Annotated in this window: 31 protein-coding genes and 4 pseudogenes; 15 read left to right on the forward strand and 20 right to left on the reverse strand. The window is 67.6% G+C overall.

Features of this window, described 5'->3' with window-relative positions; genetic code table 11:
• Window positions 1-91 precede the first annotated feature (91 nt).
• From ACFV2J_RS29775 to ACFV2J_RS29785, 3 genes are all read right to left on the reverse strand, one after another.
• Window positions 92-637: an MOSC domain-containing protein gene (locus tag ACFV2J_RS29775; RefSeq protein WP_385097923.1), complete on the reverse strand. Its 546-nt coding sequence runs from the start codon at window positions 635-637 to the stop codon at window positions 92-94.
• 160 nt (window positions 638-797) lie between these two features.
• Complete coding sequence (locus ACFV2J_RS29780) at window positions 798-1,052, reverse strand: hypothetical protein (protein ID WP_385097921.1); 255 nt, start codon at window positions 1,050-1,052, stop codon at window positions 798-800.
• Window positions 1,053-1,185: 133 nt separating this feature from the next.
• Window positions 1,186-1,419 (reverse strand): hypothetical protein, encoded by a 234-nt coding sequence (locus ACFV2J_RS29785; protein ID WP_385097918.1) that lies wholly within the window; start codon window positions 1,417-1,419, stop codon window positions 1,186-1,188.
• Between the two features lie 286 nt (window positions 1,420-1,705).
• On the opposite strand from ACFV2J_RS29785, the gene ACFV2J_RS29790 reads away from it, so the two are divergent.
• Entirely contained in the window at window positions 1,706-1,972 is a 267-nt protein-coding gene (locus ACFV2J_RS29790; RefSeq protein ID WP_385097916.1) for a hypothetical protein, read from the forward strand.
• Window positions 1,973-2,023: 51 nt separating this feature from the next.
• A pseudogene (locus ACFV2J_RS29795) lies at window positions 2,024-2,238 on the forward strand (IS630 family transposase); the annotation flags it as partial.
• Between the two features lie 268 nt (window positions 2,239-2,506).
• On the opposite strand, the gene ACFV2J_RS29800 reads toward ACFV2J_RS29795, so the two are convergent.
• Both ACFV2J_RS29800 and ACFV2J_RS29805 read right to left on the reverse strand, forming a co-directional pair.
• Window positions 2,507-3,469, reverse strand: coding sequence for a WD40 repeat domain-containing protein (locus ACFV2J_RS29800; protein ID WP_385088890.1), 963 nt, complete (start codon window positions 3,467-3,469; stop codon window positions 2,507-2,509).
• Between the two features lie 155 nt (window positions 3,470-3,624).
• Window positions 3,625-4,393, reverse strand: a pseudogene (locus ACFV2J_RS29805) (transposase).
• A 72-nt stretch (window positions 4,394-4,465) separates the two neighbouring features.
• On the opposite strand from ACFV2J_RS29805, the gene ACFV2J_RS29810 reads away from it, so the two are divergent.
• A complete protein-coding gene (locus ACFV2J_RS29810) occupies window positions 4,466-4,849 on the forward strand; it encodes a hypothetical protein (protein WP_385088894.1) in 384 nt (127 codons plus the stop codon).
• A 285-nt stretch (window positions 4,850-5,134) separates the two neighbouring features.
• Window positions 5,135-5,917, forward strand: coding sequence for a transposase family protein (locus tag ACFV2J_RS29815; protein WP_385088897.1), 783 nt, complete (start codon window positions 5,135-5,137; stop codon window positions 5,915-5,917).
• Window positions 5,918-6,147: 230 nt separating this feature from the next.
• On the opposite strand, the gene ACFV2J_RS29820 is transcribed toward ACFV2J_RS29815, so the two are convergent.
• Together ACFV2J_RS29820 and ACFV2J_RS29825 are read right to left on the reverse strand one after the other, a co-directional pair.
• Window positions 6,148-6,543: an Imm50 family immunity protein gene (locus ACFV2J_RS29820; protein ID WP_385088900.1), complete on the reverse strand. Its 396-nt coding sequence runs from the start codon at window positions 6,541-6,543 to the stop codon at window positions 6,148-6,150.
• The gene (locus ACFV2J_RS29825) at window positions 6,536-7,048 is read right to left on the reverse strand and encodes an Imm50 family immunity protein (protein WP_385088903.1); all 513 of its coding nucleotides are present in this window, start codon (window positions 7,046-7,048) and stop codon (window positions 6,536-6,538) included. Before ACFV2J_RS29825 ends, ACFV2J_RS29820 begins: the two co-directional genes overlap by 8 nt.
• 111 nt (window positions 7,049-7,159) lie before the next feature.
• Here ACFV2J_RS29825 and ACFV2J_RS29830 point away from each other — a divergent pair, with 111 nt between their 5' ends.
• From ACFV2J_RS29830 to ACFV2J_RS29845, 4 genes and pseudogenes are all read left to right on the forward strand, one after another.
• Window positions 7,160-7,411: a transposase gene (locus ACFV2J_RS29830; RefSeq protein WP_385088932.1), complete on the forward strand. Its 252-nt coding sequence runs from the start codon at window positions 7,160-7,162 to the stop codon at window positions 7,409-7,411.
• A complete protein-coding gene (locus ACFV2J_RS29835; RefSeq protein ID WP_385088906.1) occupies window positions 7,408-7,941 on the forward strand; it encodes a DUF6193 family natural product biosynthesis protein in 534 nt (177 codons plus the stop codon). The genes ACFV2J_RS29830 and ACFV2J_RS29835 overlap by 4 nt, the downstream gene beginning before the upstream one ends.
• Before the next feature lie 303 nt (window positions 7,942-8,244).
• Window positions 8,245-8,676 (forward strand): DUF5958 family protein, encoded by a 432-nt coding sequence (locus ACFV2J_RS29840; RefSeq protein ID WP_385088908.1) that lies wholly within the window; start codon window positions 8,245-8,247, stop codon window positions 8,674-8,676.
• Window positions 8,677-9,291: 615 nt separating this feature from the next.
• Window positions 9,292-9,393: pseudogene (locus ACFV2J_RS29845) on the forward strand (hypothetical protein); the annotation flags it as partial.
• A gap of 173 nt (window positions 9,394-9,566) precedes the next feature.
• Here the strand turns inward: ACFV2J_RS29845 and ACFV2J_RS29850 are convergent.
• Entirely contained in the window at window positions 9,567-10,772 is a 1,206-nt protein-coding gene (locus tag ACFV2J_RS29850; protein ID WP_385088911.1) for an MFS transporter, read from the reverse strand.
• Window positions 10,773-10,816: 44 nt separating this feature from the next.
• Between ACFV2J_RS29850 and ACFV2J_RS29855 the strand changes: the two genes are divergently transcribed.
• Entirely contained in the window at window positions 10,817-11,830 is a 1,014-nt protein-coding gene (locus ACFV2J_RS29855; RefSeq protein ID WP_385088913.1) for a DUF5937 family protein, read from the forward strand.
• A 373-nt stretch (window positions 11,831-12,203) separates the two neighbouring features.
• On the opposite strand, the gene ACFV2J_RS29860 is transcribed toward ACFV2J_RS29855, so the two are convergent.
• From ACFV2J_RS29860 to ACFV2J_RS29895, 8 genes are all read right to left on the reverse strand, one after another.
• Complete coding sequence (locus ACFV2J_RS29860; protein ID WP_385088916.1) at window positions 12,204-12,392, reverse strand: hypothetical protein; 189 nt, start codon at window positions 12,390-12,392, stop codon at window positions 12,204-12,206.
• 9 nt (window positions 12,393-12,401) lie between these two features.
• Complete coding sequence (locus ACFV2J_RS29865; protein WP_385088919.1) at window positions 12,402-12,851, reverse strand: hypothetical protein; 450 nt, start codon at window positions 12,849-12,851, stop codon at window positions 12,402-12,404.
• Window positions 12,852-13,014: 163 nt separating this feature from the next.
• Window positions 13,015-14,100: a methyltransferase domain-containing protein gene (locus tag ACFV2J_RS29870; RefSeq protein ID WP_385088921.1), complete on the reverse strand. Its 1,086-nt coding sequence runs from the start codon at window positions 14,098-14,100 to the stop codon at window positions 13,015-13,017.
• Window positions 14,097-15,077: an ATP-grasp ribosomal peptide maturase gene (tgmB, locus tag ACFV2J_RS29875; protein WP_385088924.1), complete on the reverse strand. Its 981-nt coding sequence runs from the start codon at window positions 15,075-15,077 to the stop codon at window positions 14,097-14,099. Before tgmB ends, ACFV2J_RS29870 begins: the two co-directional genes overlap by 4 nt.
• Window positions 15,074-15,295, reverse strand: a complete 222-nt coding sequence (locus tag ACFV2J_RS29880; RefSeq protein ID WP_385088926.1) for a hypothetical protein — start codon at window positions 15,293-15,295, stop codon at window positions 15,074-15,076. Before ACFV2J_RS29880 ends, tgmB begins: the two co-directional genes overlap by 4 nt.
• A 91-nt stretch (window positions 15,296-15,386) precedes the next feature.
• A complete protein-coding gene (locus ACFV2J_RS29885) occupies window positions 15,387-15,809 on the reverse strand; it encodes a hypothetical protein (RefSeq protein WP_385088929.1) in 423 nt (140 codons plus the stop codon).
• 109 nt (window positions 15,810-15,918) lie between these two features.
• Window positions 15,919-16,449, reverse strand: coding sequence for a hypothetical protein (locus ACFV2J_RS29890; protein WP_385441547.1), 531 nt, complete (start codon window positions 16,447-16,449; stop codon window positions 15,919-15,921).
• A gap of 53 nt (window positions 16,450-16,502) precedes the next feature.
• Entirely contained in the window at window positions 16,503-17,045 is a 543-nt protein-coding gene (locus ACFV2J_RS29895; RefSeq protein WP_385090603.1) for a hypothetical protein, read from the reverse strand.
• 535 nt (window positions 17,046-17,580) lie between these two features.
• Here ACFV2J_RS29895 and ACFV2J_RS29900 point away from each other — a divergent pair.
• Together ACFV2J_RS29900 and ACFV2J_RS29905 are read left to right on the forward strand one after the other, a co-directional pair.
• On the forward strand, window positions 17,581-18,462 hold the full coding sequence (locus ACFV2J_RS29900; protein ID WP_385441551.1) for a Tat pathway signal protein: 882 nt from the start codon (window positions 17,581-17,583) through the stop codon (window positions 18,460-18,462).
• Entirely contained in the window at window positions 18,459-19,019 is a 561-nt protein-coding gene (locus tag ACFV2J_RS29905) for an N-acetyltransferase (protein WP_385090597.1), read from the forward strand. The genes ACFV2J_RS29900 and ACFV2J_RS29905 overlap by 4 nt, the downstream gene beginning before the upstream one ends.
• Here the strand turns inward: ACFV2J_RS29905 and ACFV2J_RS29910 are convergent.
• Both ACFV2J_RS29910 and ACFV2J_RS29915 read right to left on the reverse strand, forming a co-directional pair.
• The gene (locus ACFV2J_RS29910) at window positions 19,016-20,248 is read right to left on the reverse strand and encodes a hypothetical protein (protein ID WP_385090594.1); all 1,233 of its coding nucleotides are present in this window, start codon (window positions 20,246-20,248) and stop codon (window positions 19,016-19,018) included. The two genes, ACFV2J_RS29905 and ACFV2J_RS29910, sit on opposite strands and share 4 nt — an antisense overlap.
• 97 nt (window positions 20,249-20,345) lie before the next feature.
• Window positions 20,346-20,744, reverse strand: a pseudogene (locus ACFV2J_RS29915) (DUF6221 family protein); the annotation flags it as partial.
• A 1,105-nt stretch (window positions 20,745-21,849) separates the two neighbouring features.
• Here ACFV2J_RS29915 and ACFV2J_RS29920 point away from each other — a divergent pair.
• The 3 genes from ACFV2J_RS29920 to ACFV2J_RS29930 are packed head-to-tail and all read left to right on the forward strand — an operon-like array spanning window position 21,850 to window position 23,065.
• Window positions 21,850-22,206 (forward strand): hypothetical protein, encoded by a 357-nt coding sequence (locus tag ACFV2J_RS29920; protein WP_385090591.1) that lies wholly within the window; start codon window positions 21,850-21,852, stop codon window positions 22,204-22,206.
• Complete coding sequence (locus tag ACFV2J_RS29925; protein ID WP_385090590.1) at window positions 22,203-22,787, forward strand: hypothetical protein; 585 nt, start codon at window positions 22,203-22,205, stop codon at window positions 22,785-22,787. The genes ACFV2J_RS29920 and ACFV2J_RS29925 overlap by 4 nt, the downstream gene beginning before the upstream one ends.
• Window positions 22,784-23,065, forward strand: a complete 282-nt coding sequence (locus ACFV2J_RS29930) for a hypothetical protein (RefSeq protein ID WP_385090589.1) — start codon at window positions 22,784-22,786, stop codon at window positions 23,063-23,065. Before ACFV2J_RS29925 ends, ACFV2J_RS29930 begins: the two co-directional genes overlap by 4 nt.
• A 296-nt stretch (window positions 23,066-23,361) precedes the next feature.
• Here ACFV2J_RS29930 and ACFV2J_RS29935 read toward each other — a convergent pair whose 3' ends face one another.
• A complete protein-coding gene (locus ACFV2J_RS29935; RefSeq protein ID WP_385090587.1) occupies window positions 23,362-23,694 on the reverse strand; it encodes a hypothetical protein in 333 nt (110 codons plus the stop codon).
• Window positions 23,695-23,957: 263 nt separating this feature from the next.
• Here ACFV2J_RS29935 and ACFV2J_RS29940 point away from each other — a divergent pair, with 263 nt between their 5' ends.
• A complete protein-coding gene (locus ACFV2J_RS29940) occupies window positions 23,958-25,964 on the forward strand; it encodes a hypothetical protein (RefSeq protein WP_385090585.1) in 2,007 nt (668 codons plus the stop codon).
• Here the strand turns inward: ACFV2J_RS29940 and ACFV2J_RS29945 are convergent.
• Window positions 25,961-26,287 carry a hypothetical protein gene (locus ACFV2J_RS29945; RefSeq protein WP_385090582.1) on the reverse strand — a complete coding sequence of 109 codons (327 nt, stop codon included), beginning with the start codon at window positions 26,285-26,287 and terminating at the stop codon, window positions 25,961-25,963. The genes ACFV2J_RS29940 and ACFV2J_RS29945 overlap by 4 nt on opposite strands.
• Window positions 26,288-26,314: the final 27 nt, after the last annotated feature.

Here is a 26,314-nt window from a genome sequence, read left to right on the forward strand (position 1 = left end):
GGAGCGAGTAACTCCCACTCCAGGTCGGTGAGTTCATGGCGACGTATCACCTGGCCATGATCCACCATCCGATGATCTTTGAAGACGGACCCTAGACCCGTTCCAGCGGGCGGTGAGGGGGTGGCGGGGGCTCGACCTGGATGGAATCGTGGGGGCGGACGGTCCCTCCACGGCGGACCACAGCCATGACGCCACACTTGAACGTGAACTCGCCGGACAAGGAGTCCATGGCGAAAACCTCACCGAGCAGTCCCTTGCGGAAGTCGTTGATCTTCGAGCACGGGTTGCGCAGTCCGGTCACCTCAAGTACCGCCTGCTCCCCGAGATGGAGTAGGGCGCCGGTAGGCAGGCCCAACAGGTCCATCCCGCGCGTGGTGATGTTTTCGCCGAGCTGGCCCGCAGAGACCCTATAGCCCTTGAGCGCGAGTTCGTCGAAGAGTTCCTCGTGCATCAGGTGGACCTGGCGCAGGTTGGGCAGGTTCGGCTCGTAGGTCATGCGGAACTGGTGGCGGATCGTCTCACCTGCGTGAACGTCTCCTTCCACTCCGAGCCCCGTGCGCAGCCTGATGGAATCGCGATTGGGCTTGCTGAACGAGTACCCCTCGTTACGGCTCACTGCGGTCACCTGACCAGGCATCACGCCCTCCACCTGTCGTCGTCCTGCGGCCGGTCGATCATAGAGGCGGTGCAAGCAGCCTTGTGAGGGAAGCGTGCAGTGAGCGGACCTCATCGGGCGGATGGGTCATGTCCGGCTCCTGATCGGCACCGTCCCTCAACGAACGCCAAAGAGACAGCTCTCAGTCCCGCTCGGTCCAATCCCTGAGGACGACTGCAAGGGCCCTCACATCCAGGGGCCCGGCCGCCACCTGCTCAGCGACGTCCGCGGCCTCTTTGGCGAGGATCCGTGCGGACAGGCCGCTTGCATGCAGGTAACCGACCGCGACCGCTGCGCCGAAGAGCTCGTTGCTGTGCTCGAGCGCCGGAACCCGGGTAAGGGAGTGGAAGAGAGAGGCTGCCCGGTCCCACGGATGCGGATACGCGGGTTCGTCCATGACCTGGAAGGGATGTCGCGCCCGTGCCGCCTCCAGAGCCCCAGTCCGTAATGTCCGGATCGCCGAGCTGGGTGCGTGCAACTTCCAAGATCCACGGAAGATCTACCGTGAGGTACACGAGATCGTTGCCGTCCTATGCCGCGGTCGCGGTGGGCCCGGGCTCGGGTCCGAAGCGGTTCGCGAACTCCTCGCGCATCCCGGGTGTGCTCAGGAACTGGGCGCTGCCATCGAGGAAGCGGGCTTTGTCGAGCTGGTGGGCCAGGACGCGTCCGGCGTACACCGTGGGATCCTCGTGCAGTTCGCCGGCTTCGCGTGCGAGCTGCTCGTAAAGGTCATCGTCGATGCTGATGCGGAGCTCCTTGGGCATGGTCTTCACGGTAGCCGGATCCGGCTGGTGCTGGGGAGAGTACGGCCGAAGGGCTGCCGCACTCCTGTGGGTGCAGGCGAGCAGCAAACATCAGGTGCAGTGATGACAATCGCTCTACGCGGAGGTCCGTCAGCCAGACTCCAGCGGAGCCCGATCCTTCAGGCTGTTCAGACTGGTGTTCACATCCTCCCGGGGCGGGGCGAGCGCGCTGTAGCCATCCCCCGCCACAACCGCGGCCGCTGATCCCGCACCAGGCAACCTTTGCCCCTGCCTGTACGGTCCGGACATGGATGCAAGGCACCAGCCGACAGTTGATGAGGTTGCGGATTGCTTCGCGTCGCTGATCGACGGTCGGCTGACGAGGGATGAGGCTGACCGCTGGGCTGCACGGTGGGTGGCCGACGACCGGCTCTCCTGGGACGACATCTCGTGGTGGGCGCTGAACCTCCTGCAAGGAATTGACCTGCCTGCGGATAGAGGCGGCGGTTACCTGCACGACGACGAGCGAGTACGGGGTTGGCTCGTTGAACTGAGGAAACGTCGAATGGTATGAAACGGCCGGGCTGCTCGCAGCTCGGGTCCCGGACGCTGGCAGGCTGTGCGCATGGTCGAGCGGGTACCAATTCGTGGGATTGGTGATGAGGAGGGCCGACGGTTGCTCCGGATCGTCCGCCGCGGCACCGGGTCGGCGGTGACCTGGCGTCAGGCACAGATGTTGCTGATGTCCCCACAGGGCATGGCGAAGATCGCCGAGGCCACGTTCCCGGCTCGGTCCGGGTCCGGGACGTGATCCACAACTTCAACATCCACGGCTTCGACTTGGATGTCCACGACAGAGCCGACCGATACGCTGGCGCCTACTCGAAGTCGAAGAGGGCGCGCTCCCCCGCGGCCGCGCAGTCACGCGGCGGCCGCGGACTTCACGTACAAGCGGTCGGCGCTGGCCGCGCCGCAGGCGCGGCGCCAGCACTCGTGGGGCTCTCGCCAAGCCACCCGGACCGTGCCACGATCCGGGCAGACTCCCTCACTATCCCCCACCGGGAGCCAGTCCTGCGTGACTGGACTCTCAGCCTGAACGGCGGGTGCATCAGTCAGCACCGGAACACGAGTGGAGGACAATTTCCCCCTGTGTCGTACTTGTCGCTACGAGGATAGTTCCATCTAGCTTCGTGACGATACTTACGACGCCGCTCCTCAGCGAAAGATGGATGGGCTCACCTGAGTCCGCGTTCCAAGCACGAACGATCTCGTCGGCGCCTGCAGCGAACATCACCGCTGTCCCACCGATGTTCGCCGTTGCGAGGCTATATACCGCGACACCGGTCTCGATAGGCCCGCCGACCTGTGTGCCGGTCGCGGCACTCCATCTCTTCAATACTCCTTCTTGATCGCTAGAAACGAATGAGGGGACCTGCGCAGAAGGCAACTCCTGGATAATAGAGATCCCGGAATCGTGTCCCTCAACCGGTTCGCCCACTTGTTCTCCGGTGGCAGCGTTCCAGCGCCACACCCGGCCGGCCTCATCTCCGGAGACCATCACACCCGTAGCGTCAGAGGACGGCACGAACCCAACGGCCATCATGGCTCCCCGACCCTTCGCGGGTACGCCGTCCAGCGGTGCACCTGTGACCGGGTCCCACCGGTACACAACGCCGTCGTGGCCTGCACCCACGAGAATGGGGCGCCCATCCGGCAACACACCGCTGGATACAGCCCAGATGGTCCACCCCTCCCAGCTCATCTCCGCATGATGTTCCCCTGAAAGTGCGTCCCACCACTCGATACCGTCTTCCGTGGCGATGGCAAGCCGTGGCCCATTGCCGGGAATCTGAACCAGAGCCTTGTCGTTGCAGCCGGGCATGCCCTCGCGGTCCCACCAATCCCTGCCACCAGTATTGATGTCCCAACGGCTGACTTCCGACCCGTCTGGTACCGAGGACAGAAGCAGCGGCTCTCCGCTGTGGCCTAGCCCCAGCAGCGGCCCCGCAACGTGGTCGAAGCCTGAGGAGAACCTGGTGATCTCCTGGAGCTGCAAGCGTTCCACACCCATCCCACTCATCACCTTCCTTCCTACCGCCTGCTTTGCCAGGCACGTTCCGCCTGCTGTCAATTCTGATTCCTGACCGAACGGGCAGGCTAAAGGTTGTCCCGTAATGGATCTTGTTGTCGATGCGGATGCTAACGGCCCTGGTAGGTCCCTCTCGGTTATCCGTTGAGGGTGAGGTTGTGCAGACGTGCGATGCCGCGCATGGCGTGGTGGACGCCGTCGCCTTTGAGGCGGCAGTCGCGTAGGATCTTCCAGCTCTTCATGCGGGCGAAGGTGTGCTCGACGCGGGCTCGAACTCGCCTGTGTGAGCGGTTGTGTTCCTCTTTCCAGGCCGGAAGTTCCTCACCCTTCGTCCTGCGGTGCGGGATGACGAGCCCGGTTCCCTGATAGCCACCGTCCGCGACGGTCATGGTGTGGCCCACGGCATCCTTGGCGCCAGATTCCTCCCAGCCCCGGGAGTCGTGCCGATTTCCGGGCAGAGGCCGGGCCGACGATGACGACCAAGCGGGTGTCGGCGTCGATGACCACCTGATGAGCCGTGGAGTGGCAGTAGTTCTTCGACTGCTCGGCGATCGAACGGTCCCGGGTGGGCACCAGGGTGCCATCCACGATGAGCACGGTGTCCTTACGGAACCGCTCGCGCGACCGAAGTGCGAGCCTCGGGCCGAGATCATCGATGGTCCAGCAGGCCGCCGACTTGGAGACACCGAACAGCGGAGCGAGCTGACGCAGGGTCAAGTTCGTACGCCAGTAGGCCGTGACCAAGAGGAGGCGATCCTCCAGTGGTAGACCCCACGGCCGTCCACGCCGCGGCTCCTTGGCGACTTCGCGACGCACCGCGGTCACCAGCCTGCTGAAGCAACGTGGGCTCAGCCCGGTGAACGGGGCTATCCAGGACGTCTCCACCGCCGTGATCACACCAGCCATCCGGAGATCATTTCAATTGCCGACGGCCCGCCCATCGGCGATCCTGGGCACCCAGCAAGGAGGGTGGGCGAGATGGGGCTGATGCTCTTCCCAGGTGACGACGACGTGACAAGTCCAGACGTCTCCTGGTCCTACACCGGCTTCGGGATGTTCAGGGAGTGGCTGGCCCAGACCGAGGGGTTCGCGCTCGCCGAGATGGACGGCTTCGGCGGAGACCGCGACTGGTCCAGCGTCTCCACCACGCTGGAGCCACTCCTCAACCATCCAGACGACGATGGCCCCGACCTCACGCCCGCTCAATGCGCGGCCATGCTGCCCCGTCTGGAAGCAATCCTCGATCACCGTCTGCCGGACCCCAGCGACCCTGTCCTACGACGGCGCATCGGAGACGTCAGTCAGTTGGTCACCGTCCTGCAGTCTTGCGTGAACAAGAACGTCGACCTCATCTTCGGCTGATCCGGGAGCGCGTCGCGACCCACCGCCGAGGGATGGCGGCGGCTCGCAGTTACGGGACAACCTTTACGAGCTGGTGCACGACAAGCGGTGAGGCGTCGAGGCCGTGATGGTTGATCATGGTCGGGTGGTGGGGAACAGGACTCGCTCAGCGATCATCAGTAACCGTCGGATCACGGGCCTGACAGGCGATGTGATCGCTGAACTCGTAGCTGAGATAGGCCAAGATAGGCCCGTTGTGGCATGAGCGTCACCAGGTCAAGCTGGCCTCGGCCGCGGAGGCGGACCGTGGGCGGTGGGCCGAAACACCAGTTGGTCTTCGTCGATCGGCTGCTGGCCACTCTCGTCCATCTTCGGCACGGGGCCACCCACGACGTGCTGGCCTGCTGGTTCAGCGTGGACCACTCCACCATCACCCGAGCCATCGGCGAGGTGCGGCCTCTGCTCGCCGAACGCGAATGCACCGTCAGACCGGACGTACGGTTGCGGACCCTGGGCGAGGTCGTTGCCCACCTCGGCACGAGCGGGACGACCGGCATCATCGACGGCACCGAGATCCGGGGGAGGCGGCCCGCCGTCGGGCGTAGGTACCGTGACAAGTTCATCTCCGGCAAGAACAAGCAGAACGCCGTCAAATCCATGGTGGTCACGGATGGCGAAAGACGCGTGCTGTGGTGCAGCCCGACCCGGCCCGCAAGCTGCGCGGACATCACCCACGCGCGTCAATTAGGGCTGGTCAAGCTCCTGGACGATGGGCCTGCGGTGGAGATCCTCGCGGATGCCGGTTACCAGGGCTTGGGTGCCCAGACCGGCGGCCGGGTGGTGACGTCCCCGCACCGCAAGTACAAGAGGAACGCCCCAGACTGGTATGAGGAGATGTACGAGCGGCAACGCAAGGCACATTCCTCACGTCGTATCCGGGTCGAGCACGGCATCGCCCACCTCAAAAACTGGCGGGCTCTGGCCCGACACCTCGGCCGCCGCGAGCACATGAGCGACACCGTCCAGGCCATCGCCGGCCTGCTGTCCCACCAGCAGACCGCGGACCTTAGCTCGACACAGCAGATGTAGGCACAAGCCCCACCGACGTTCTCGACGCCTCACCGCTTGTCGTGCACCAGCTCGTTAGGTGAAACCTCGTCCTTTCATGAGTGGCAGATGCTGATGGCTGATCATGGTGGTTTTGACGTCGCTGACCTGCACCGTTGCCCCATGTCTGAGCCTCTGCCGAACGTCGGCGGCCTTCACCTTGCGGGTGAAGGTTCTGGTAGGCCAAACCAGTCTGCAACCGGCCAGTGATGTCACGGTGATCGGCTCCACAAGCGTCCGACTGGGGACTCAGCGCGGATGCCGGTGGCGTCGAAGGACACGAGCTTGCCCTGGCCGGCGAGCACGACCGTTTTTGCTGCGAGGGTGGCGGTGGTTGTGGGCCAGCCGGACCAGCCGTGCACCTCGAAGTTCTTCACGCCGATACAGACCAGGACGAACTCGACCGCGTTGTGCCCACGTGTCTGCCACAGGTCCACGGCGCCGTCCGGGACGGCGAAGGCGGAGAACCTCAGGGTGACCGACGCTTCGCGTTCGTCGACGAGGACGGACGTCAGGTCGTAATCACTCAGCGGTGGCGGGCGTGAGCCCAGAACTTCGCGGACCGTCTCAGGATTGGTCAACTCGGCAGCCCAGTCGTGGTCACTCATAGAACCTCTTCGCGGTCGTGAGAGGGAGGACCCGGTACAGATACTGGTCAACTCGGTTCTCGAACCAGCGCTGAGCGGCATCGGGGTCCGCCTCGATGGAGCGATACGCGTTGAGATGGCCAGCCTGAAGGCCGGCCCAGGCGGTGAAGTCCAACGAGAATCCCGCTCCGTGCACAGCGACCCTGATCCGGCGCTCGTGGACTTGGACGAGGGGGCTGACCTCGATGTCGACCACGGTGTGGTGGGGAACGCCCCTCATCCGCAGGTCCTCGCCCACGGCCAGGAACTCGATCTGGGCCTCGAACCGGTCGCAGCCCGCCTCGGTCCAGGGCAAGGGAGCGCGGTCCGGAAAGCGCGGCAGTTCCACCCGCAACTTCACACTGGGGCCGTAGGGGCTCAGGTGGACCGACCTGAGGACCAGGCGCTCCAAAGGCGGCAACTCGGTGTAGAGCGCGGTCAGCCGCTCGGAGTGCACCAAGAGCTGGGACCACGTGTCGGCTGGCATGGATGGGCTCGTCTGCTTCTGGACATCTCGCGCCCGGCGAGGCTGCCCCGATCATCCAAGAGGCGGCCGGAGATCTAGAAAAGGCCCCTGAACGCTCGAGCGTTCGCCGACCTGGTCCGCCACCAGCGCGGAAACCTGCTGCTGAAGTGGATCCGGCAGGCCGAGCAGGACGCACCGAAGCCCATGAAGGGTTTCGCCGGCTTCCTCCGCCAGGACCTCGACGCGGTAACCGCCGGTCTGACTCTGCCCTGGAGCTCCGGAGTTGTCGAAGGACACGTAAACCGAGTGAAGACGCTCAAGCGAGCCATGTACGGCCGAGACTCGTTCCGACTCCTCTGGACACGCATTCTCACCCGGCCATGATCTTCGTTGTCAGAGCACCGCTTTCAGGCAATGGCCGCGACACTATGACAGTGGACGCGAATGACGAGACCTGCGATCAACAGTTGCCCCTACCTCCAAGACCAGTTCTGCCAGACCTTGCTGCAGCACGTAGTCGCGGGGCGGCTGACGTTGTCGAGGCTCATTGGCAGTCCCTACGACTCAGCTGGCAGTGGAGGCATGCAGTACATCAGATCCGCACGCCCGGGCGCCCATATCCGGGCATCGTTCCGCTGCTGAAAGCTGCCGCCGCTCAACCACGACTCCGGCGGCTGTATCCGTTCACCAGCCACTTCGCCCTGCTCTTCAGCAGCTCCACCAGCTACCCCTGGACTGTGCATGCCGGATCGATCGAGCCCTTGCACAACGGCCGGTTCAAGGTTCGCCGACGCAGTCCTTTCGCCGTGATCGGCGAAGTCGAGACCGCCGAAGAGGCTGTGGCCCTCCTGCTTGAACTCCTGCCAGCCGGCCCCGAGCCCGTCATCACCGCCTCCGCGGACGAGCACGTGTGACGGTGTGTGGCCACGCCCATCGATATCGGCACCCCGCAGCCTCTACTCGAGATCATTCACGATAAAGCGGCCAGAGCCCGAATTTTCCCCAGTGTTGCTCTTCGTCTCAGTTGGTTCACGGAGTGAACCAACTGGGGAATGTGGGGAGCGGAAGGCAGAAGGACCCACCGATCACACGCTCAGTGAGTCCTTCGTCTGGGGCGACTGTCGGAGGCGCGCTGGAGCTGACTGTCCCGGCGCCCGTGCGGCTCGGCTGCGGATACCGGCCTTCGCCCGGAACCGGCAACGTGAAACCATCAAGCGATGACCGGAACGAGCAGTGACGACGGCCGCACCTTCCGGCGCGAGACCGAGCAGGTCGTCAACGAGATCGCCCAGGGGCTCCGCACGTTGGACGCTGGCATGGGCTGGTTCTCCGGCCTCGCCCCGACACGCCAGCAGGAGGTACTGCAGGAAGTCGCCGGCTATGCGATGCAGGCCCACATTACAGCTGCTGATGGCCGTGCGGGGGTGGCGCGATCTGGGGTGAAGCCCACGGCCAACCCCGCGGTAATGATCTGCATGGACCCGCCCCGCTACGGGTTCGCGGGCCTCCCCGCCGCCGAACACGTCAAGGCATTCCGTGTCCTCGTCTCCGTGTTCGCCATTGCCGATACTCGCCGCCGCGAGACGTACTGCAAAGGCGCCTGCGGACATGCATGGCACAACCTGCCAGCGGCAACCGGGCAGCCCTAGCATCGGCCACTCTCTATCCGCGCAGTCATCCCGAAACGGCTCCCGCAGTCACGTGCATAACCACTCGCCCGGGTTCCGCCTCTGCGCATGGGAATGACGTCAGGGCTTGCCGCGGGGATGGTGGGACGGGCGGCCTCGGGGGTGGCAAGCAGGGCGACGATGGTGACCGGCTTGTCGCAATGAGGGCAGTTGCGGTTGCGGTCGGTGTCAGTGCGGTGGGTTCGGGCGATGGCGGCCCGGTCGGTTCTGTCTCAAGGGTGTCGTTGGCGTCGTCGCGCTCGCGTCGTCGGCGGCGGGCTGCTTCTGCTTTGCACCGTGGTGAACAGTAGGTATGGCGGGTGGCTGCATGTGGGTTGACCTGGAACTGCGTCCAGCAGATCGGGCAGTCACGGAGTTCAGCCAGCACGTCCGGTCACCCCTTTGCGGAGGTTGTCGGAGTGGGCCTGGTGCGATCGGAGACGGTAGGACGGGCCGTCGATGCCGACCACAGCGGCCCGGTACAGGAGGCGGTCGAGCATCGCGGCAGCGACGGTGGCACCACAGCGCGAACACCGTGCTGCACTACGGCAAGGACGCGCCCTGACCGGCCCGGACAAGGAGCACGCCGAAACCTCGATGCTCGCCCTGCACCTGCTCCAGTCCGCGCTCGTGCACATCAACACCCTGCTGGTACAGCAGGTCCTGGCCGAACCGACGTGGGCCATGAACCTGAGCGACGAGGACCGGCGCGCCCTGACCGCGCTGTTCTGGTCCAACGTCAACCCGTACGGCACGTTCCGACTGGACATGAGCAGGCGCCTCGACCTCGGGCCGGCCGCTGCCGTGCCCCGTCCCCCGCAGCCCGGCGGACGCCGTCGGCCGCTCGGCCACGACGATGTGATGAAGGGCTTTCAGGGTGTGGGCGACAGCGTTCGCCAGGACATCAGGGCGGCGATGGCCGAGGCCGCACCGGCCAGTGTGACGACCAGCGCCGGGGCCGCGACTTCGCCCAGCGCGCCTCCGGCTGCGGCGGCCAGGCCCTGCAACGTCATCGTTCCGGTCAGCAGCAGGCCGAACGCCTGACCACGCTGCGTCTCGGGCACCGCGTCGAGGAACCTGCGGGCCAGCGCGAGCTGGTAGGCGACGCCGAAGCCGGACACCGTCAGCAGGATGACGGCGTATCCCGGTGTGGGGTGCAGCGAGAACCCCAGCAGCGGCAATCCGAGCGCAAGCGCCAGGGGGCGGGCCAGCCGCTCCCGGCCCGCAGGGCGCACCAGGCGGCCGACGATCAGGTTGCCGGCGAACATCCCGGCGGCAACCGCTGCGAACAGCAGACCGGCCGCGTCAGGCGCGCCGACCTGTGCGGCGTACGGGACCAACACGCCCTCGGCGCCGACCATCAGCGCCGGTGCCAGCCATTGCGCCAGCAGCAGCGCCCGGACCGCAGGCAGGCGCAGCAGCGCCCGGTTCACCTGCCAGGTCTCGCTGATGCCAGCCGAGGCGCCGGTGCGGCGGCGTGGGCGGTGGGCCAAGCGCAGTTGCAGCATGCCTGCCGAGGCCAGGCAGGTCGCGGAGGTGATCCAGAGCGCGCCTGGCGCGCCGACAGCAGCGATCAGCATGCCGCCAGCGGCGAAACCGAGCACCTGCGTGCCGCCGGCCGCCATGGAGAAGACGGCACGGCCGAGCACGTAGCGGTCGCCGTCCAGCAGGTCGGGCAGAAGGGCAGTACGCGAAGCGGAGGCGACGGCGCTGGGCACACCGGTAACGAACACCAGTGCCAGCATGGCCGGTACCGGCAGTAGACCGGCGGCAAGCACGACGCTGACCGCGGTGCGCAGCACCTCGTAGCCGACTATGACGGTGCGCGGAGGCCAGCGGTCGGCGAAAGCCAGCAGCAGCGTGCCGCCCAGGGCATAGGGAAGGAAGCCTGCCGCATACGCCAGCGCCGACATCAGCGGCGACCCGGTCGCCGCATAGACGATCACGGACAGTGCGAGCATCCGCACCGTCTCGCCGATCAGGAAGAGCGTGTAGCTGCCGAACAGCACACGGAACTGGCCCACAGCGAATACCTCGCGGTAGGTGGCCGGGTGTGCCGCGACGGGCGTGGTGGGCATGGCCGACAGCATCACGGCAGCCCAGCCACGGTGACTATGCTTTCGTGTGGAGGCAAAACATGCTGGCCATCGAGGTGGGACCCGTCGACGTGGCACGTACCCGCTACGCGATCTCGCCGCTGGGCGAGGCGATGCAGGCGCTGCGCGTCGCAGCCGGCGTCCAGGCCGCGGGCCCGCTCCGGCCGTGGGCCGAGCGCATCGCGCCCCGATACCAGCAGCTGCGCCGGCAGGTGCCCGCAGTCGGGGCGCTGACGGCGCTGTTCCGCCGCGGCGGCTACAACGCCGACTTCATCCATCCGCCGCCGTCGGGCTCCGGTGGCGACTTCGCCGCTGAGCTGGCCGCCGTGCGTGCCACGCCCCTGCGCCGTGCACGCCTGGAACTGGCCCGCAACCTGTCAGGCCTTCGGACACCGCCACGCTACGTGCAGCGCATCCTCGACGCGCCGGACGTGGTCACCCGGCTCGCTGATGCGCTCGAGGCGAGCTGGCAGGCGCTGGTCGAGCCGGACTGGCCGCGGCTGCGAGCGGTGCTGGAGCGCGACCTGGTCCGCCGCGCCGGGCACCTGGCGATGTACGGCTGGGCGGCAGCGCTGTCCGACCTCGACCCGCGGGTGAGCTGGCGCTCCGAGGGACAGGCCGGGACCATCGAGGTCCGCACGGGCTCGCGTACCGAGTGGGACCGGCACCGGCTGGCCGGCAACGGCCTGCTGCTGATGCCTACGGTGTTCGGCACTCTGATCAGCTACGTCGAGCCGCCATGGCCCTACGCCCTGGTCTATCCCGCCCGGGGCATCGCGGACCTGCTCGGCCCAATGGCGCGTGCACCGGGCGGCGAGGCCCTGAGCCGACTGGTCGGCCCGCGCCGCGCGGACGTGCTGCGCGCGCTGGACGTGCCGGCAACGACGACGCAGTTGGTCGCCCAGCTCGGCCTGAGCCTAGGCACCGTCGGCAGCCATCTGGCGGTGCTGCGGGATGCCGGTCTGGTCACCCGCACTCGCACCGGCCGGGCCGTCCGCTACGAGCACACGCCGCTGGGCGCAGCCCTGGCGGCCAGCTGAACGCCGCCGGGCGGCACGCCTGGCCGCCCGAGGCGGGGTGCCATTGACGAACGGCGATCCAACCGACAGGTAGCTCAGCGTGACGCTTCAGGGGTTGGAGTACGCGGCGGACCGTGGGCAGAGCTACGGTCGGTGTTTTTTGCCGCAGGTGGACCGCCGCACGGCGGCGTGTTTCACGAGCGACCACCTATTAGAGGGCTCCCAGCAGGCCGACCGTCCCGACGCCGGCCAGGAGGAGGCCGATCAGGTCACGAGCGAGGCGACGTCGCGGTGCCTGGTGGCTGGGGAGCGGTTGAGGCTGCGTTGGAGGATTCACGCGGCGGACCGTAGGGAGGCCCGCCCTTTTGCGTCGCGGGCTACCCGTGGCCGCTGATCACCAGGGGAGCCAGTCCCAGACGCTCGAACCGTGGGAGCTGCCGCCCCCGACGATCACCAGGAGGCCGACGCCGAGCCACACGAGGATCGCGATGACGGCGGCGACAGCGGCGGCCGCGTGGCCGTTCCCGCCCGTGCTGGCGTACGTGAGGCCGCCGGAGAGCGCACCGAGGAGGAAGGTAGGCATGCGCGGGCCCTATCGAGCGGGACGGGAGACGCCGGAGACGTAGGCGCCGATGCCGCGCCGCTGGATGGTGCCGCCGGGGATGACCTTGGCGTTCGGCGGCGGCTCGGGCACCTTGCGCTTGGCACGCACCGTCTGGTCGCCGCCGATCAGATGCCGGTTGTCGACCAGAGCCTCGCAGTCCTTGCCAGAGACGTCCTCGTACGGACGGCGGCAGCTGCGGCAGTAGACCTCAAGGGCGTCGACCCGGGTCCCGGAGTCCGCGGTGTAGCTGCCGCGGAAGTCGGCGGTCTTCGCGATGCGGTCCTCGACCTTGATCTCCGCGGCCACGATCCACACGTGCGCGAGGGTGTCGACCTCGTCCGGCGCCGCGGTGTCGGGCGGGGGCACTTCCAGGGGCTCGTCGAAGAGACTCGCGAAAAGCTCAAGCTCAAGTTGGTCACGTACTACTGCTGTTGTCACGAACCATCCTCCGGTATCGCAGTGGCCCCCCAGCGTCAACGCCTCTGTGCCATATGGACTCAGTGACCGCGCCGGGCGTTACACCCATCGGTCTCGGGCAGCAGAATGCCCCGCTCGTCCGCCTCGGGGGGTGCGGGCGAGCGGGGTCGCTCTGGAGGGAGGGTCAGGCTGCCGTGGGAAGAGCCCAGCTGGGCCCGTTGGTGTCCTGGTAGTACACGGTCTGCTTGGTCGGTGTGACGGTCAGCAGGAAGGCATCACGCGCGGGTTCGTCCGTGAAAACCTTCGCCAGTTCCTCGACGGTGTCCCACAGGCGTTGCGGGCCGATCTGCTGCACGGAGCCCGAAGCGTGGGCGACGGCGGTGGAGCCGTCCGCGGTCCACAGCCCCACGGCGTCGGCCCCGCCCTGCCCGTTCGGCCAACTGCAGGACCTGTAGCCGGGGAGAGCCACAGAGGCCGGGAACTTGAGCTTCCCGAGGAGGGCCGTCGGCGCAACGTTCGTGGTGGTGGACCCCTGTTGCGCCACGGCGTCGAACTGGGGCTCTGCCCCGCCGGTGCGCCGCGTCATGAAGTGCGCAGGCGTGGGGAGGAACCGACCGGTGGCGTGGCCGGGGCCCGTGATCGTGACCCGAGCGAGCCCGTAGCCGAGCGGGGCGACGATGACGGCGCCGGGGGCCGCCTGGTCCAGGAGCGGCTTCGGGATGGAGTGGAGACCGACGGTCGAGATGATGCGGTCGTAGGGCGCGCCAGCCGCGTAGCCCTCCGCGGCGTCGCCCACCGCCACGGTCGGGTTGAAGCCCGCGTGCCGCAGCCGCTCGGCTGCGGAATCGATCAGCCCGGGGTCGATGTCGATGCTGGTCACCTTCGTCTCGCCGAGCCGCTCGCAGAGCAGGGCCGCGTTGTAGCCGGTCCCGGTCCCCAGTTCGAGCACGCGGTGCCCGTCGCGGACGTCCAGGGCGTCGAGCATGGCCAGCATGATCGATGGCTGGCTCGACGAACTGATGGGGACGCCCTGCTCGTCGAGCTGCGTGGTCAGAGCGGTGTCGCTGTAGACCGCTTCCAGGTATCCGGGGTCCCCCCAGACGCACCCCTTCCACGCGCCGGTACCGTCCTGCGCGAAGAAGCGGGGCATGAACATGTGGCGCGGCACAACGCTGAACGCATCAGCCCACTCGCTCGGGCGGCCGGCCGTGAGGTCGGCCGCCATGCGCTGGCGCGCTGCGGCGCTGGCGCCGTCGTCAGGCAGGGTCATGCAGATGCTCCCATCAGGTAGTCGGCGTGCGCCGCGGCAATCGGTAGGCCCGTCCGATTCTCGACCCACCCCCACGTGCCGGCCGGGTTGTTCTCGAAGAACACCCACTCGCCGGTGGAGCGGACAGCGAAGTCGAAAGCCCCGAACGAGATGCCGTAGGAGGCGAGGAACCGGCGGACCGCGCCCGCGACGTCGTCCGGCACGTCCACCGTGTCGTACTCGATGTGGTCGTAGTCGGTGCGCCAGTCGGTACCAGCGGCCTCGCTCGTCGTGATGAGCTTGCCGCCGAAGACCTGCCCGCCGACGGCGATCAGCCGCACCTCGAAGGCCTTGGGGATGTCTTCCTGGAAATAGTGGGCGGTGGTGGCGATCCCGTCATCGAAGTCCGCCGGGTCCACACGGTGGGTGGCGACCATCAGCCGACGCTCTTCGCCGACGTCGAGTCGGCCGCCGAGAATAGGCTTACAGATCAGGAGGCCGTTGACCTCCTTCGCGAAGGTCCGGGCCGCGTCGGGATCGTTCGTGATGATGCTGCGCGGAACCGTCAGCCCGCAGCGGGTCGCGGCGACGAGCTGCTGCGGCTTGTGGGCGGCGATCCGGTCGGCGTGCGGGTTGTTGAGCCACGGCACGCCGGGCAGGGCCGCGAGCACGTTGAGGATCGCGGCGTCGGCCTGGTTCTGCGCCCAGGTGGCATACGGCTCGGGGACGGTGTCGGCGATGCGGGGACGTGCGGGCCGCCGCCAGTAGACGGCCCGCACCTCCTCAAGCCGCGCCGTCCGGCGCCCGTCGTCGATGGGTCCCGTCCAGCCCGGTTCGTGCGGCTGGTGCGAGCCGGTCAGGGTGACCTGCTGCGGGAACTCCGCGACGTCGAACCGCATCACGGGTACGCCGCGCTGGTTGAGCTCGTCAACGACCATGTCGGCCGCCGCGTCGAGCTGTTCAGCAACGACGAGCACAGGGCGGGCGGCGGTGGTCATGACGCCGGCGCGTAGTACGGGTCGGAGACGTCGTCGCCCTGGCCGTCCAGGTTGGTGTCGGTGGTCGACGCCGCCTGGGTGGTGGTGTGCCAAGGCTTGCCCTCGGCGGTCAGGTTGAGCTGCCGCTCGCTGTCCCAGCGCACACCGGCGATCGACGTGCTGACCAGGAACGGCGGGGCTGCCGCCCGTGCGGCGAACGGAATCAGTGCAGTGGTCATCTGTTTCTCCTGTCCGAGTTGGATGGGATCTTGCTGACCTGCCCGATGGCCCGGGCGCCGGGCCGCCGAGCAGGAGTCTGTGGGGTGGCCCTCATGCGGGGCGGGGGAGATAGGCCAGGAACACGCCGCGGGCGCCGAGCCGGTGAAGCAGCTCCTCGTACCTGGCGTTGTCCGTCGTGATGGCCTGTCGGCTGATGGCGACGATGCCGTGCGCGAAGCCCTGCTCCGCGTACCGCGAGGCTTCCGCAAAGCCGGTCCGGTCCGTGACCGGAGGGGCCTGGCCGAAGTCCCAGAAGGCGGTGAGCGCGAGCTTCCAGCCCTGGCTACGCACGTAGGCCGCGATGAGCTCCTGGTCCGCCCGGCGCTCGGCGACGGACGACGCCAGCACGTACGTTGCCACGCGCACCGTGCGCCGCGCCGTCTCGATGACCTGCCGCTCGTACGCGCTGCGCAGGCTCTCCAGCTCGTCGGTGAGAGCGGTGGGGAGGCTGGGCTGTCCGCTGTCTGGGCTCACGTCGTGTTCCTCGTGGTTGGGGCCCTGCCGCCGGATGCCAGGTCAGGGTGCCCGGCGGCAGGGGGTGGCCGCGTGCGGCGGATCGGAGCGGAGCCGCCGCACGCAGGGATCAGGAGGTGGTGCAGAGGATGTCCGCGAGGACCCGTTCGTGCGGGGTGGGCGCTGGGCGGAACTTGTCGAGGGCGTCCCGCAGCGGCCAGCGTGGTACCAGGCGGTCGCCGCGGCACGGGCGTAGCCAGAACGAGCCGGGGGGCTCCGTGTGGGCCATCGCGGGGAGGACGAGTTCGTTTGGTGCGCCCAGGCACATGGCGTACGGGTGCGGTTCCCAGACCGCGTGCGTACCCGGGGGAACGAACCAGATCAGCCAGTCGCGGTCGGGATCCTCGATCACGGGGCCACAGGCAGGTGCGTCGGGGCGGGCCCCGCGGATGTGCTGGACCTCGTCCATGAGTCGGACGGCGGCGTACGCCGCGGGGCCGGCCGCGGTGACGACGATGTCGAAGAACGACCCGCCGAGCGGCAGTTTCAGCGGCGCCCCGCGCTGCAGGTGCATCAAGTTCCGCACCTGTGCGGCGAGGTCGTGCATGTCCGGCGCGACGTCCTCGGGCGCGATGTCCTGGGTGCGGCTGGTGAAGTCCACGGGGCCCGGAGCGGGTACGTGCTTCGGAGGACGCTGGGGTAACGGGGCCAGTGTCATGCGGCACCATCCCAGGTCGCGGGGAGGACGGCCTGAACGGTCTTGCCGATGACCGTGCTGGTGACGTCCTTCTTGACGTCCCAGGACAGGCGCCCGCCGTTGTGGGCCACCCACCACAGCCCCTTGGGCTCCCCGTGGACGTCGCTGCTCTGGGCCACCGCTTCCCCGAACCCAGGGAACCGGGGGAGGGCGTCCTCGACCTCGATGGCGAGCTCCCCGGTGTCGGGGAGGTCGAAGGCGCGCAGGATCACGTAGCCGACGTCGTTGGGGAAGGGCGTCCCGTGCTTGACGGCGTTGTCCACGAGCCTGTCCGCGACGCGCGAGGCCTCTTCGGCGTCGCCCTGCCAGTGCCCCATGGTGAGCCACGTGCGGACAATGACACGCGCGTTCGGGCCGGCGTGCTTCTCGGCCCTGAGGCGTCGCGCGTGCTCGAAGGTGGGGGCCTTGGACTTGACCGGCAGCAGCGTGACCGTGCCGGCGCTCGGTGGTGCGGCCGCTGCGTCTGCGGGGGTGCTTGCGTGCTGCTTCGGGGGGTTCACGGGGGGCTCCCTGTCTGGCGTGTCGCTCTGTGCATCCAGACAACCGCCGTCCGAACACGGATGGGATGCCGTATCGGGGTGGAGTTGGGTGCAAGCGCCCTGCCGTTTTGACCTTCCCTTTAACCGTCTGAACCTCCGCCAGTCCTAACGTTCAGTCATGTCGGGGACACGAAACGATGTATTCGCATCGTGGATGGACGAGCACGGGATGAAGGTCGACGAGCTAACTTCCCTGCTCAACAAGGCCATCGAGGGCATCACGGGCCGACACGGCACGGTGAATGCTCGGCATGTCTACAAGCTCCGTAGCGGGGAAGTTCGGTCACCCAACGGAGTACTGAAGGCCGCTCTACAGGTAGTGACGGACCGAACCTGCGCAGAGTTAGGCTTCGCGTCCCGGGGGAAGACGAACTCAGATTCCCCAGCACCCGAGGACGATCCCGTGTATCGACGTGCTTTCATGGCCGCGGCCACCGCCGCTGGCGCCTCTCTGGCCGCGCCATCCTCCACGCAGCGCCGCCTAGGGTCGGCCGACGTGGACCGACTGAACGCGAAACTTGCTGCGGTCGTCAGCATGGACAACGCGTACGGCGGCACCGTGGAGCTCCAGAGGCACGCGGCGGCCCTCGCCGAAGAGACCGTGCGCCTGCAGAACTCCCACACCGCATCGGCCCGGATCCGCTCCGAGCTGTACGGCGTCGCGGCCGCGTTCACCGCGAGCGCTATGTGGGCCGCGATCGACGGCCGTCGCCTCGACCAGGCGGAGCCCTACCTCGACCGAGCCATCACCCTCGCGGGTCTGGCGAATAACCGGTTCATCCTCTTCCGGGCGTGGGGGCACGCCGGGATCATGTACCGGCACCTTGGCCGCCCAGCCGACGCCATCGCGGCTGCGGAGGCGGCCCGGGGAATCTCGATCACCCGCAGCGATCCGTTCTACGCCTCTCTCGCCTTCGCGCGACTCGCGACATTCCACGCTGACGCCGGAGACGCCCGCAGCTCCCAGCGGGCGATCGGCCTCGCGCAGGACAGCTACGACCGTGCGGACCAGGGCAAGCACCGACCGCCGTGGATGGGCTTCTACGACCAGGCCGAACTCGACAGCCTTGCGACCTTCGCGAACCTGCGCCTCCGCAGGTGGGAAGCCGCTGAGCGCCACGCCCACCGGTGCCTTGCCAGTCTCCGGCCCGACCTCGAACGGAACCGGGCCCTGACGTACGCGAACCTCGCGCTGGCCCAGCTCGGCCAGGGCGACATCGAGCCGGCCGTCGCCGCGGCCCGCACCGTCGCGCCATCGATGGCGCGCCAGGGCCGCGTCGGCGGGCTCTTGGACAGCTTCACCACCCAACTCGCCATCGTCGCGCCGCGGAGCTCGGACACCGCGGCCTGGCACGAGCACCGGAGGGCAGCCGCATGAACGGCACGATCGCCTACCGCCGCACACGCGACGTCGAGTCCGTACGCGACCTGATCGTCGACATCCACGTTGAAGTGCGCGGCGAGTTCGGGCTGATGGGCGATCCCTTCTACGCCCCAGACCGGTTCAGCGAGCGTCTGACCGGATACGCGTCCCGCCCGGGGTGGGAGGCCGTCGTGGGCTACTCGGGCGACGAGCCCATCGGGTACGTGTTCGCCGTACCCCTGGGCGCAGACACGCGCTGGTGGTCCTCGGAGAAGGAGCCGCTTCCTACCGACTACACGACCGAGGACGGCGCCCGGACGCTCGCGCTGAACGAGATCCTCGTGCGGAAGAAGTGGCGTGGCGCCCACGGCCAGGGGGCAGCGCGCGCCCTGCACGAGGAGCTGCTCAACGAGCGCCAGGAGCAGCGGGTCACCCTCCTGGTGAATCCGCTTCGGTCCGAGGGTCGCCTCAAGGCTGTGTACGAGTCGTGGGGCTACAAGCAGGTGGGGAGCCAGCAGCCGTTCGCCGACTCCCCGGTGTTCGCGTCGATGATGCGCGATCCCCTGCGCTAGCCTGCGGCCGCTTCTTCTCCCGCCTGGCCCGCGCGGGCTTCGGCCACAGCGGCGTGGGCGGGGCCGCCGTACAGCGGCACGGCGTCGAGCGGGTCCCGGGTGCCGGCGCCGTGGGGGCGGGTGTAGACGGTGTCCGCGGTGCGGGAGCCCTCCGCCCACCGGCCGGCCTTGTTCCGCTCGACGAGCGGGACGTTTCGCGTGGCCATGTCAGTGTTCGCCCCGGCCCGCCAGGAGTGGGACGTCACCTTCATGTCGTCGATGTACGGAACGCCCGCCCGCTCCGCGAGCAGCTGGAGGCGTTCGTTGAGAGAGCCGGGCCGCATCCGCGTCCCCCGCTTGCGGTCCGCCGGATAGGACCGCAGGCGCCCTTTCACCGTCAGGGACCGGAACAGCGGGTCGTCGGGCCCGTCGGCGCCGAGCTCGTGCAGCACCGCGAGCCAGGCCCGGGCGCGCCGGACAAGTTGGAGGTCGGACCGGTCCTTGATGAACCGGCCCGCGCCCTTGCCTGACTGGTCGACCTTCGATTTCGCCGTGGTGACGTACAGGCCCGCGTCACTGATCCGAACGCGCTTGACCAGCTGGTCGGCGAGCTCCATCTCCCGGTGCAGGTTGGCGTACGCCAGGGCCGCGAGGAACGCGTCCCGCTTGCCGAGGTTGGTGGACTCGTCGATCGCCGCGATGATCCGCAGGTTGTACTCGATCGTGACGGCGGCCGCGCGGTCGACCTCCCCGCCCGCGTCCGCCCACTCCTTCCTCCACACGCGCAGACGCCCTTTGAAGCGGCTGGGGTCCGGCCGCATGTCCACGGGCTGCGACTGGTAGATGCGGCCCATGTACTGGCCGACGGAGTCCAGGACGAAGTCCCCCGCCTTGCCCCGGCGGATCAGGTGCAACCCGTATGAGGTGTACGTCGCAGTCGTGCACGGATTGGAGACCCGCGGCAGGTCCTGGGCCGCACACCAGGCCTCGAACGCGCGCACCGTGGACTCGCGGTTGGCGACGGTGTTATCCGCGAGGTCGCTCTCCCCGAGGTCTGCGATGTCCTCCGCGGACAGCCGGAAGTCGGCGTCCTGCCAGCCCGGATTCCGGTCGCGCAGCGGCGGGAGCTCGCCGGGGCCCAACATGGTGTGCTGGGTGATCAGGTAGCGGGGCTCTTCGGGGGCCGGGCGCTCGTCGACCAGCTCGGCATCGACGAACTCCGCTTCGACGAAGTCCAGTTCTGCGCTCACGCTTCCTCCGAGTCCACGTACTCGGGGTGCTCGGGGTGGTCGATGAACGGCACGCGAAGCGCTGCACGATCATGAGGAGCGCGGCGTCCGGCTCCCCCGTCGTGATGCTGCGCTCCAGGAGCGCGAGGAGCATCAGCTTGCCCGTGAGGTCGTCACGGGTGCGCTGCGGCTGGTTCCGGACGATGTGGAGAGCGACCTCGTGATCTGCCTGGTGCCCACGGCCGGTGAGGACGGGAGCGATGACCCGGGCGCCGGCAGTCACACCGAAGCGGCGCGCATCCGTCTCAGTGAGCCCCCACCACCCGTCATCCGCAACCGACTTGGCGGCCTCCAGCTCCTCGTTGACGCGGGCCTTCAAGAAGGCTGTCCGCCGTGCGGCCGCGGAGATGAGTTCGGCGTCTGGTCGCTCCGGTCGCTGCCCGGCGATGGGCGACGGGGTGGGCGGCGCGATGGTCGGCTCCGGCCGGTCCCCCTGGGGGCTGTACCCGTGACTCACAGGACTCCTCTCGCGATAGCTGAACGGCTGCGGATGACTGGACGCGCACGTCAGAAGCGGGCCCAGCGATCGAGGCAGTTGTCGCAAATGGGGACGGACTCGCCGTCGGGCTCGAATGCGAGAACACCCCCGCAGCCGACATCACACGCAGTCAGGCCCTTGAAGACGGTGCCGCAGTCGAAACACAGGGGCATCGTGCCTGGCCGGCTCGCTGCGGTGACTGCTTCCGGCACGAGCGCGCGCATCGCGCACTCTGGGCACTCAACAACGGGAGGGAGGCCGCCGTCCTGGACGGCAGACGTCTCATCCAAGCCCAAGGTGATCCATGCATAGCTGGCAGCCGTGAAATCACCCTCCCCCCAGTTCTGCTCGCAGAACACGCAGAACCATCCCGCGCTTCCGCCGCCCGCGACCAGGGGTGTGTCAATCGTTTGACAGTCCCAGCACCGTCACTCCCCCATCTCAATTTACTGAGTGTTCTTAACTGAGAGCTTTGTGTGACGGAAGGGAATGATGCCGGAGTCAGACTCACGCGAGCGCAAGCACCTGAGATGACGCGTCGCACCCCCAGGCATCTGCCGCCCCTCTGACCAGGAGGTTCACGGCGGATCACGGAGCACACGGCGATCGATGATTCACCCGCACGGATGAATCTCGGGCGCACCGCGCCGGAGTCTGCGACGAGGTGCCAGCGCGGGGGACCGGCCCCGTTCCACCAGCCCCCACAACTCTGCTGGCCCGGGGCCTTACGCACCACCCGTTCCTGGCTCACCCCCCGCCGTCACCCTTAGCCGGTGGTGGCAAGCCTGGACGGACAAGGACCCACCCTCCAAGCTCCAGGCTCTGATCGGCGCGGTCACCACCGGACACGGCGTTGGCCTCTACTGCTGGATATAGCGAACTACCGATAGCCAGCGAGAACCGCGCATCATACGTGTCGCCTACCCCCAAGCAAAAGGTATTTGGGGGCGACACCGCCCGGACAGGCGACCCATCTCGACCCGCGTTCGGCAGAACACCTACTAATGAAGAACGGGCCTCGGCTGGTGGTTCCGACACGATCACGAGGCCTCAAGCCTGCACCTTCAAGCCAAGGAACAAGTTCATGCCCAAGGCAGCAACAAGCGTCGCCACCAATCACCTCACTTCACTGGCCCCGCAGCCCGACACGCTCGACGTCGACCCTGTGATGCAGGCCCGTCTCGAGGAGGACGTCGCCCGCATCATGGCGGCCATTTCCGATCCCACGGCCGCCTTCGAGGTGCTCACTGCCGAACGCGGCATCCAGGTCGTGGAGTGGGACACCTCCACCCTCGACTCCAAGCTGCGCGACGGATTCCTCGCCCACTATCTGGAGCACAAGGACAGCCGCCGCATCCTCGTCGTCCCCACCGGCCAGGACCCCGTCATCCGCCTGCGCGCCGTCCGATCCCTTGTCTCCCATCAGGGAGTGACGGCATGACAACCACGATCCCTCGCGACCTCACGCTGACCGTCCGTCGCGGTCAGGTCGTCTCCCCCGGCAAGGCCGCCGACCTCAGCATCGAAGGCGACACGGCCACCGTCGTCTACGATCGACACCGAACCAACCCGGGCACAGCCGTGTGGCTCGCCCGCATCCTGCTCCACCAGCACGGGTACGCCGTCCGTGAGACAGTCCTCGACGGGATGGGGTCAGACATCACCGCCCTGTTCCAGGAGGCCTCCCGGCTCCGTCTGAACATCGAGCTGGGCTCGCGCGTCGCCGCCCCCACGGTCCACGTCGACAACTGCGGCCCGGCGTCGTACATGATCCCCGCCGGCTGGAATCTGGCGGATGCCCTCGACCGACTGCCCGCCGCCCATGAGGCTGCCAGGCCTGAGGTCGTCCGCCATCTGCGGAGTATCACCGAGGAGAAGCAGGCCCATGGCGGCGCCCTCGACCGCGCCCTGGACACAGCGGCCGGGATGATCCTGGAAACGGGAGATCCCGACCGCGTGTGGGACACACTCGCCCGTCTCCTCGATCAGGCAGCGTCTGGGCGGACGAGGGTCCATGCATGACGACCACGACCGCCGGACGGATTATCGCCCAGATCAAGGCCAACCAGGCCGCCACCAATAGGGCTGGAATGGGCGGACCCGCCATGGATGCATTCAACGCGGAAGTTCTCCGACAGGTCGCCAACTCCCCAGACCCGGCAAGCACCATCCGCGCGATCTACGAGCTCCTCACCTGCGAGCAGGGCAAGACGGCGGCCGGGGGTCTGCGGCTCGTGGACGCCTGTGGGTCGGAAGCAGAAGGGGCAACACAGTCGCAACGGTTACCAGTAGTTCGTTAAAGCCGCTGGCGGCATGGGGCGATGACAGGTCGAATTGGTCGTAGGCCGGTGGTAGAAGTCAACTGCACCGCTGGGGGCTGAGGATGACCGATCGATGTCCGTGTCCGCCTACGACGGGGCCGTTGACGTTGCGGAAATGAATGCGCCGTACGGACATCGATGACTGATCCAAGCCCGGGGTGGCACGAAGTGGCGCCGACACGCTGCTGGATGGAGCACTGGCCGGTGCGCCCATCGGCAGCGTCCGCCCAACGGCACTGGCGCCGCCCCTCAGAGCCCCGGGGCCGTGTTGGCCGTCAGTAGACGTCGCGGACGTAGCGCTTGTCCGCGGCCAGGCGGCGGACGTAGGCGGTGGCGCCGTCTTCGGGCATGCCCAAAATTCTGGCGACCGCCACCGTCCGCCTCGTGAATGACGGCAGGCACGAGGCCCTCAGGGCCACACTCTCGGAGGCGAACTGGCGGACGGTGACGGTTCGGGTCCGGACGAGGTGCTGGGCTCGGTCGATGGCCTGGCTCTCCTTGGCCGGGCTCCAGGGGAAGTCGAAGAGGATGGCGTGGCCAGCCTGGGTGAGTGTGAGGCCGGTTGCCCGGAGCCGACCCGCGCTGCGACACCAGCGGGGCGTCAGCAACCGTGCGAATGTCAAGCCTGCGGGTAACGACGGCGAGCCGTAGCCGCCAAAGCCTCCGCGCTCAAGGAGGCACACACCCTTCAGCTGCGATGCTCCAAGGCAGGAGTACGACGCGCTCTATGGCCTGCTGGTCGCCGGAGTCCGGTCTACAACTCCACGACCGGGCTCTTCTTCTCTCTACCGACCTCTCCGCCGGATACACCTCGCATACGGTGTGGAATAGCCTTGCCTGACCACGCCGAGCAGAAGACCTAGGGGACGTAGTGGCACAAGAGGATTCCGCCGCGGTGCCGACACAATCGGTACGGACCTGGTGGGGTATTCGGGAGTGGGAAGGTAGCCAGCATCGAGCCTTTGAGGAACTGTGCTTCCAACTGCGCGAACAGGCTCCCCCAGGATGGCAGACCATCAAGACCGCGGCCCCCGATGGTGGAGTCGAGTGGTACGACCTTGCTCCCGACGGGACGGCGCACGGCTTCCAGGTGAAGTTCGTCCGTGATGTGGACGCACTGCTTTCCGTAGCTCGGGAAAGTGCCAAAACTGTCGGGTCGAACCGGCAGCACCGCAACATCGTCGAGCTGACCTTTCTGGTTCCCTTCGATCTCCCTGACCCAACGCCGGTAACTCCCAAGGGCAAGCCCCGACAGGGTGCCCGTGACCGCTGGAACACGAACGTCGCCCAGTGGCAGATAGACCTTCCGGGGCTGACGGATGTGACGGTCAAGTTCGTCGGCGGGGGTGAGCTGCTCGAGCGTCTGAGCCGACCCGGCAACGAGGGTCGGCGATGGTTCTGGTTCGAGCAGCGCGCTCTGGGAGCGGACTGGTTCCGCGAGCAGATGACGGCTGCGCAGAGGGCGGCGGAATCGCGGTACACGCCCTTGAACCATGTGCCTCTCCCGCTGAGCGGGATCGTGGACGCATGTGCTCTGACCCCGCAGTACCGTGCACGCCTCGCCCGCAAATCGCAGGACGTGTACAAGGCCGTCGCCCATGTTCGGGACAGCTGGGCCTCTCTGCGCCCCTTGCTGTCGGAGCAATCGGATACCGGCGAGGCAGACTCTTCATCCATCGACCATTTGCTGTCACAGGTCCAGGACAATGCGGACATGCTGGCCCGGGATTTGGTCGGCGACACAGTCCGTGAGGGGTTGCCCGCGAATGACGGCAGTGATCTCGCAGGGGACCTGGCCGCGAAGCTGGATCAGGTCACTGATCAGATCCAGCAGGCCGCACAGGACCTGGAAGCGGCGGAAAAGCTCGCTCCCCCCATCGAGGACGAGACCGACCAGGGACCGGCCCGAGCCAGCGAGCGGCTTCGGTATCTGGCCGACGGACACGGACCCATGGACCGGGCGGCCCGTGCCGTACGTGCCCTCAAGGAAGAGCTGCTGGGCGATGCGGCCCGCGCCGCGGAGTCTGGAGCGTGGCTTCTGCTGGGCGAGGCCGGACAAGGCAAGACCCACCTGCTCGTCGACGCCGCTCAACGCGCGGTGCGAGACAAGCGTCCAGCCCTGGTGCTCTTCGGACAACAGCTGAGCGGCCGGGATGCCCTGACGGAGATCGCGCGCCACTGTGGCCTCGGCGGAATGGCGCACCGTGACCTTCTGCAGGCCATGGACGCGGCCGGAGAGGCAAGCAATTCACGCTTCCTGCTGATCATCGACGCGCTCAACGACGCCGACGACCCCACCCGCTGGCAGAGCGAACTCCCCCGTCTGCTTGGCCTATTGGAGGCATATCCGCACATCGCTCTCGTCGTCTCCTGCCGCAGCACCCTCAAGGACCTCGTTCTGCCGGAGCGCTTCGATGGACCACAGAGCACCCACTCGGGCTTCCGCGGTCGCGAGATGGAAGGCCTTGAATCCTATCTGCGCGACCTGCCGTCGGCGTTGCCTCAAGTCCCCATGCTGGCACCTGCCTTCGGCAACCCCCTCTTCGTCAAGCTCTACGCCGAGAGTCTGCGGGAGGCGGTCCGCCAACACCTCGACGGTGGATCCATCCGTGCTCTGAGAGACCGCACGGCCGTCTTCGACGCCTTCGTCCACTGGTCGGTGATGGTGCCGGACACCTCGGGTCTGGTAGGCGGGGCTGCCGCTGGTGTAGGAGGACAGCCGTTGGGTGGATGCACATCCGCCGCAGTCGAATACGTATCGAAGGCGAAGACCGAAACGCCTTCGCCAAGCCGTTGGTGCAAGGCAGCAGCCGTTCCCTGTCCCACCAGCCAGGCGCCTTCTAAGCCCTGCGCCGCAGTCCTACCGATCCGGTGCTAGTCGTCGACGTAGGTCCATTCCTCAACGACCCAGTCGTCAGCCGCAGTTGATCGCCATGCGACGCATCCAGGTGGCATGGTGGCCAGCTGGGCAACTGATGGGTCCAAGTCCAAGACGTGCTGGAGGTGGAGGACCGTTGAGGCATCACTGCCGTTGGGATCGTGGACGCCGTCGCTCACGAGCCAGTCATCCTCGTCATCGTGGATCACAGTGAGGGCCGGAAACTCCCCAGCCGAGACCGTCCTTTGGACGAACGCAAGCAAGTCATGAGGGAAGGCTTCCCCTTCAAACGGCCAGCTCACCTGAGGCTGCATAGATCCCATGCGGGTGATTCTGCGTACAGCAGCGAG

It is taken from the genome of Streptomyces sp. NPDC059668 (genome assembly GCF_042734135.1).
Taxonomy (GTDB): domain Bacteria; phylum Actinomycetota; class Actinomycetes; order Streptomycetales; family Streptomycetaceae; genus Streptomyces.

Excerpts from the sequence above, each read along its gene's own strand:
- ACFV2J_RS29850 (WP_385088911.1), bottom strand. The coding sequence starts at position 10,772 with ATGCCCACCACGCCCGTCGCGGCACACCCGGCCACCTACCGCGAGGTA.
- ACFV2J_RS29920 (WP_385090591.1), top strand. The coding sequence starts at position 21,850 with ATGCCCAAGGCAGCAACAAGCGTCGCCACCAATCACCTCACTTCACTG.
- ACFV2J_RS29775 (WP_385097923.1), bottom strand. The coding sequence starts at position 637 with ATGCCTGGTCAGGTGACCGCAGTGAGCCGTAACGAGGGGTACTCGTTC.
- ACFV2J_RS29860 (WP_385088916.1), bottom strand. The coding sequence starts at position 12,392 with ATGCCTACCTTCCTCCTCGGTGCGCTCTCCGGCGGCCTCACGTACGCC.
- ACFV2J_RS29840 (WP_385088908.1), top strand. The coding sequence starts at position 8,245 with ATGACCGGAACGAGCAGTGACGACGGCCGCACCTTCCGGCGCGAGACC.
- ACFV2J_RS29790 (WP_385097916.1), top strand. The coding sequence starts at position 1,706 with ATGGATGCAAGGCACCAGCCGACAGTTGATGAGGTTGCGGATTGCTTC.
- ACFV2J_RS29810 (WP_385088894.1), top strand. The coding sequence starts at position 4,466 with ATGGGGCTGATGCTCTTCCCAGGTGACGACGACGTGACAAGTCCAGAC.
- ACFV2J_RS29880 (WP_385088926.1), bottom strand. The coding sequence starts at position 15,295 with ATGACCACTGCACTGATTCCGTTCGCCGCACGGGCGGCAGCCCCGCCG.
- ACFV2J_RS29800 (WP_385088890.1), bottom strand. The coding sequence starts at position 3,469 with ATGGGTGTGGAACGCTTGCAGCTCCAGGAGATCACCAGGTTCTCCTCA.
- ACFV2J_RS29785 (WP_385097918.1), bottom strand. The coding sequence starts at position 1,419 with ATGCCCAAGGAGCTCCGCATCAGCATCGACGATGACCTTTACGAGCAG.
- ACFV2J_RS29835 (WP_385088906.1), top strand. The coding sequence starts at position 7,408 with ATGATCTTCGTTGTCAGAGCACCGCTTTCAGGCAATGGCCGCGACACT.
- ACFV2J_RS29925 (WP_385090590.1), top strand. The coding sequence starts at position 22,203 with ATGACAACCACGATCCCTCGCGACCTCACGCTGACCGTCCGTCGCGGT.
- ACFV2J_RS29930 (WP_385090589.1), top strand. The coding sequence starts at position 22,784 with ATGACGACCACGACCGCCGGACGGATTATCGCCCAGATCAAGGCCAAC.
- ACFV2J_RS29870 (WP_385088921.1), bottom strand. The coding sequence starts at position 14,100 with ATGACCCTGCCTGACGACGGCGCCAGCGCCGCAGCGCGCCAGCGCATG.
- ACFV2J_RS29945 (WP_385090582.1), bottom strand. The coding sequence starts at position 26,287 with ATGGGATCTATGCAGCCTCAGGTGAGCTGGCCGTTTGAAGGGGAAGCC.
- ACFV2J_RS29780 (WP_385097921.1), bottom strand. The coding sequence starts at position 1,052 with ATGGACGAACCCGCGTATCCGCATCCGTGGGACCGGGCAGCCTCTCTC.
- tgmB (WP_385088924.1), bottom strand. The coding sequence starts at position 15,077 with ATGACCACCGCCGCCCGCCCTGTGCTCGTCGTTGCTGAACAGCTCGAC.
- ACFV2J_RS29820 (WP_385088900.1), bottom strand. The coding sequence starts at position 6,543 with ATGAGTGACCACGACTGGGCTGCCGAGTTGACCAATCCTGAGACGGTC.
- ACFV2J_RS29825 (WP_385088903.1), bottom strand. The coding sequence starts at position 7,048 with ATGCCAGCCGACACGTGGTCCCAGCTCTTGGTGCACTCCGAGCGGCTG.
- ACFV2J_RS29905 (WP_385090597.1), top strand. The coding sequence starts at position 18,459 with ATGAACGGCACGATCGCCTACCGCCGCACACGCGACGTCGAGTCCGTA.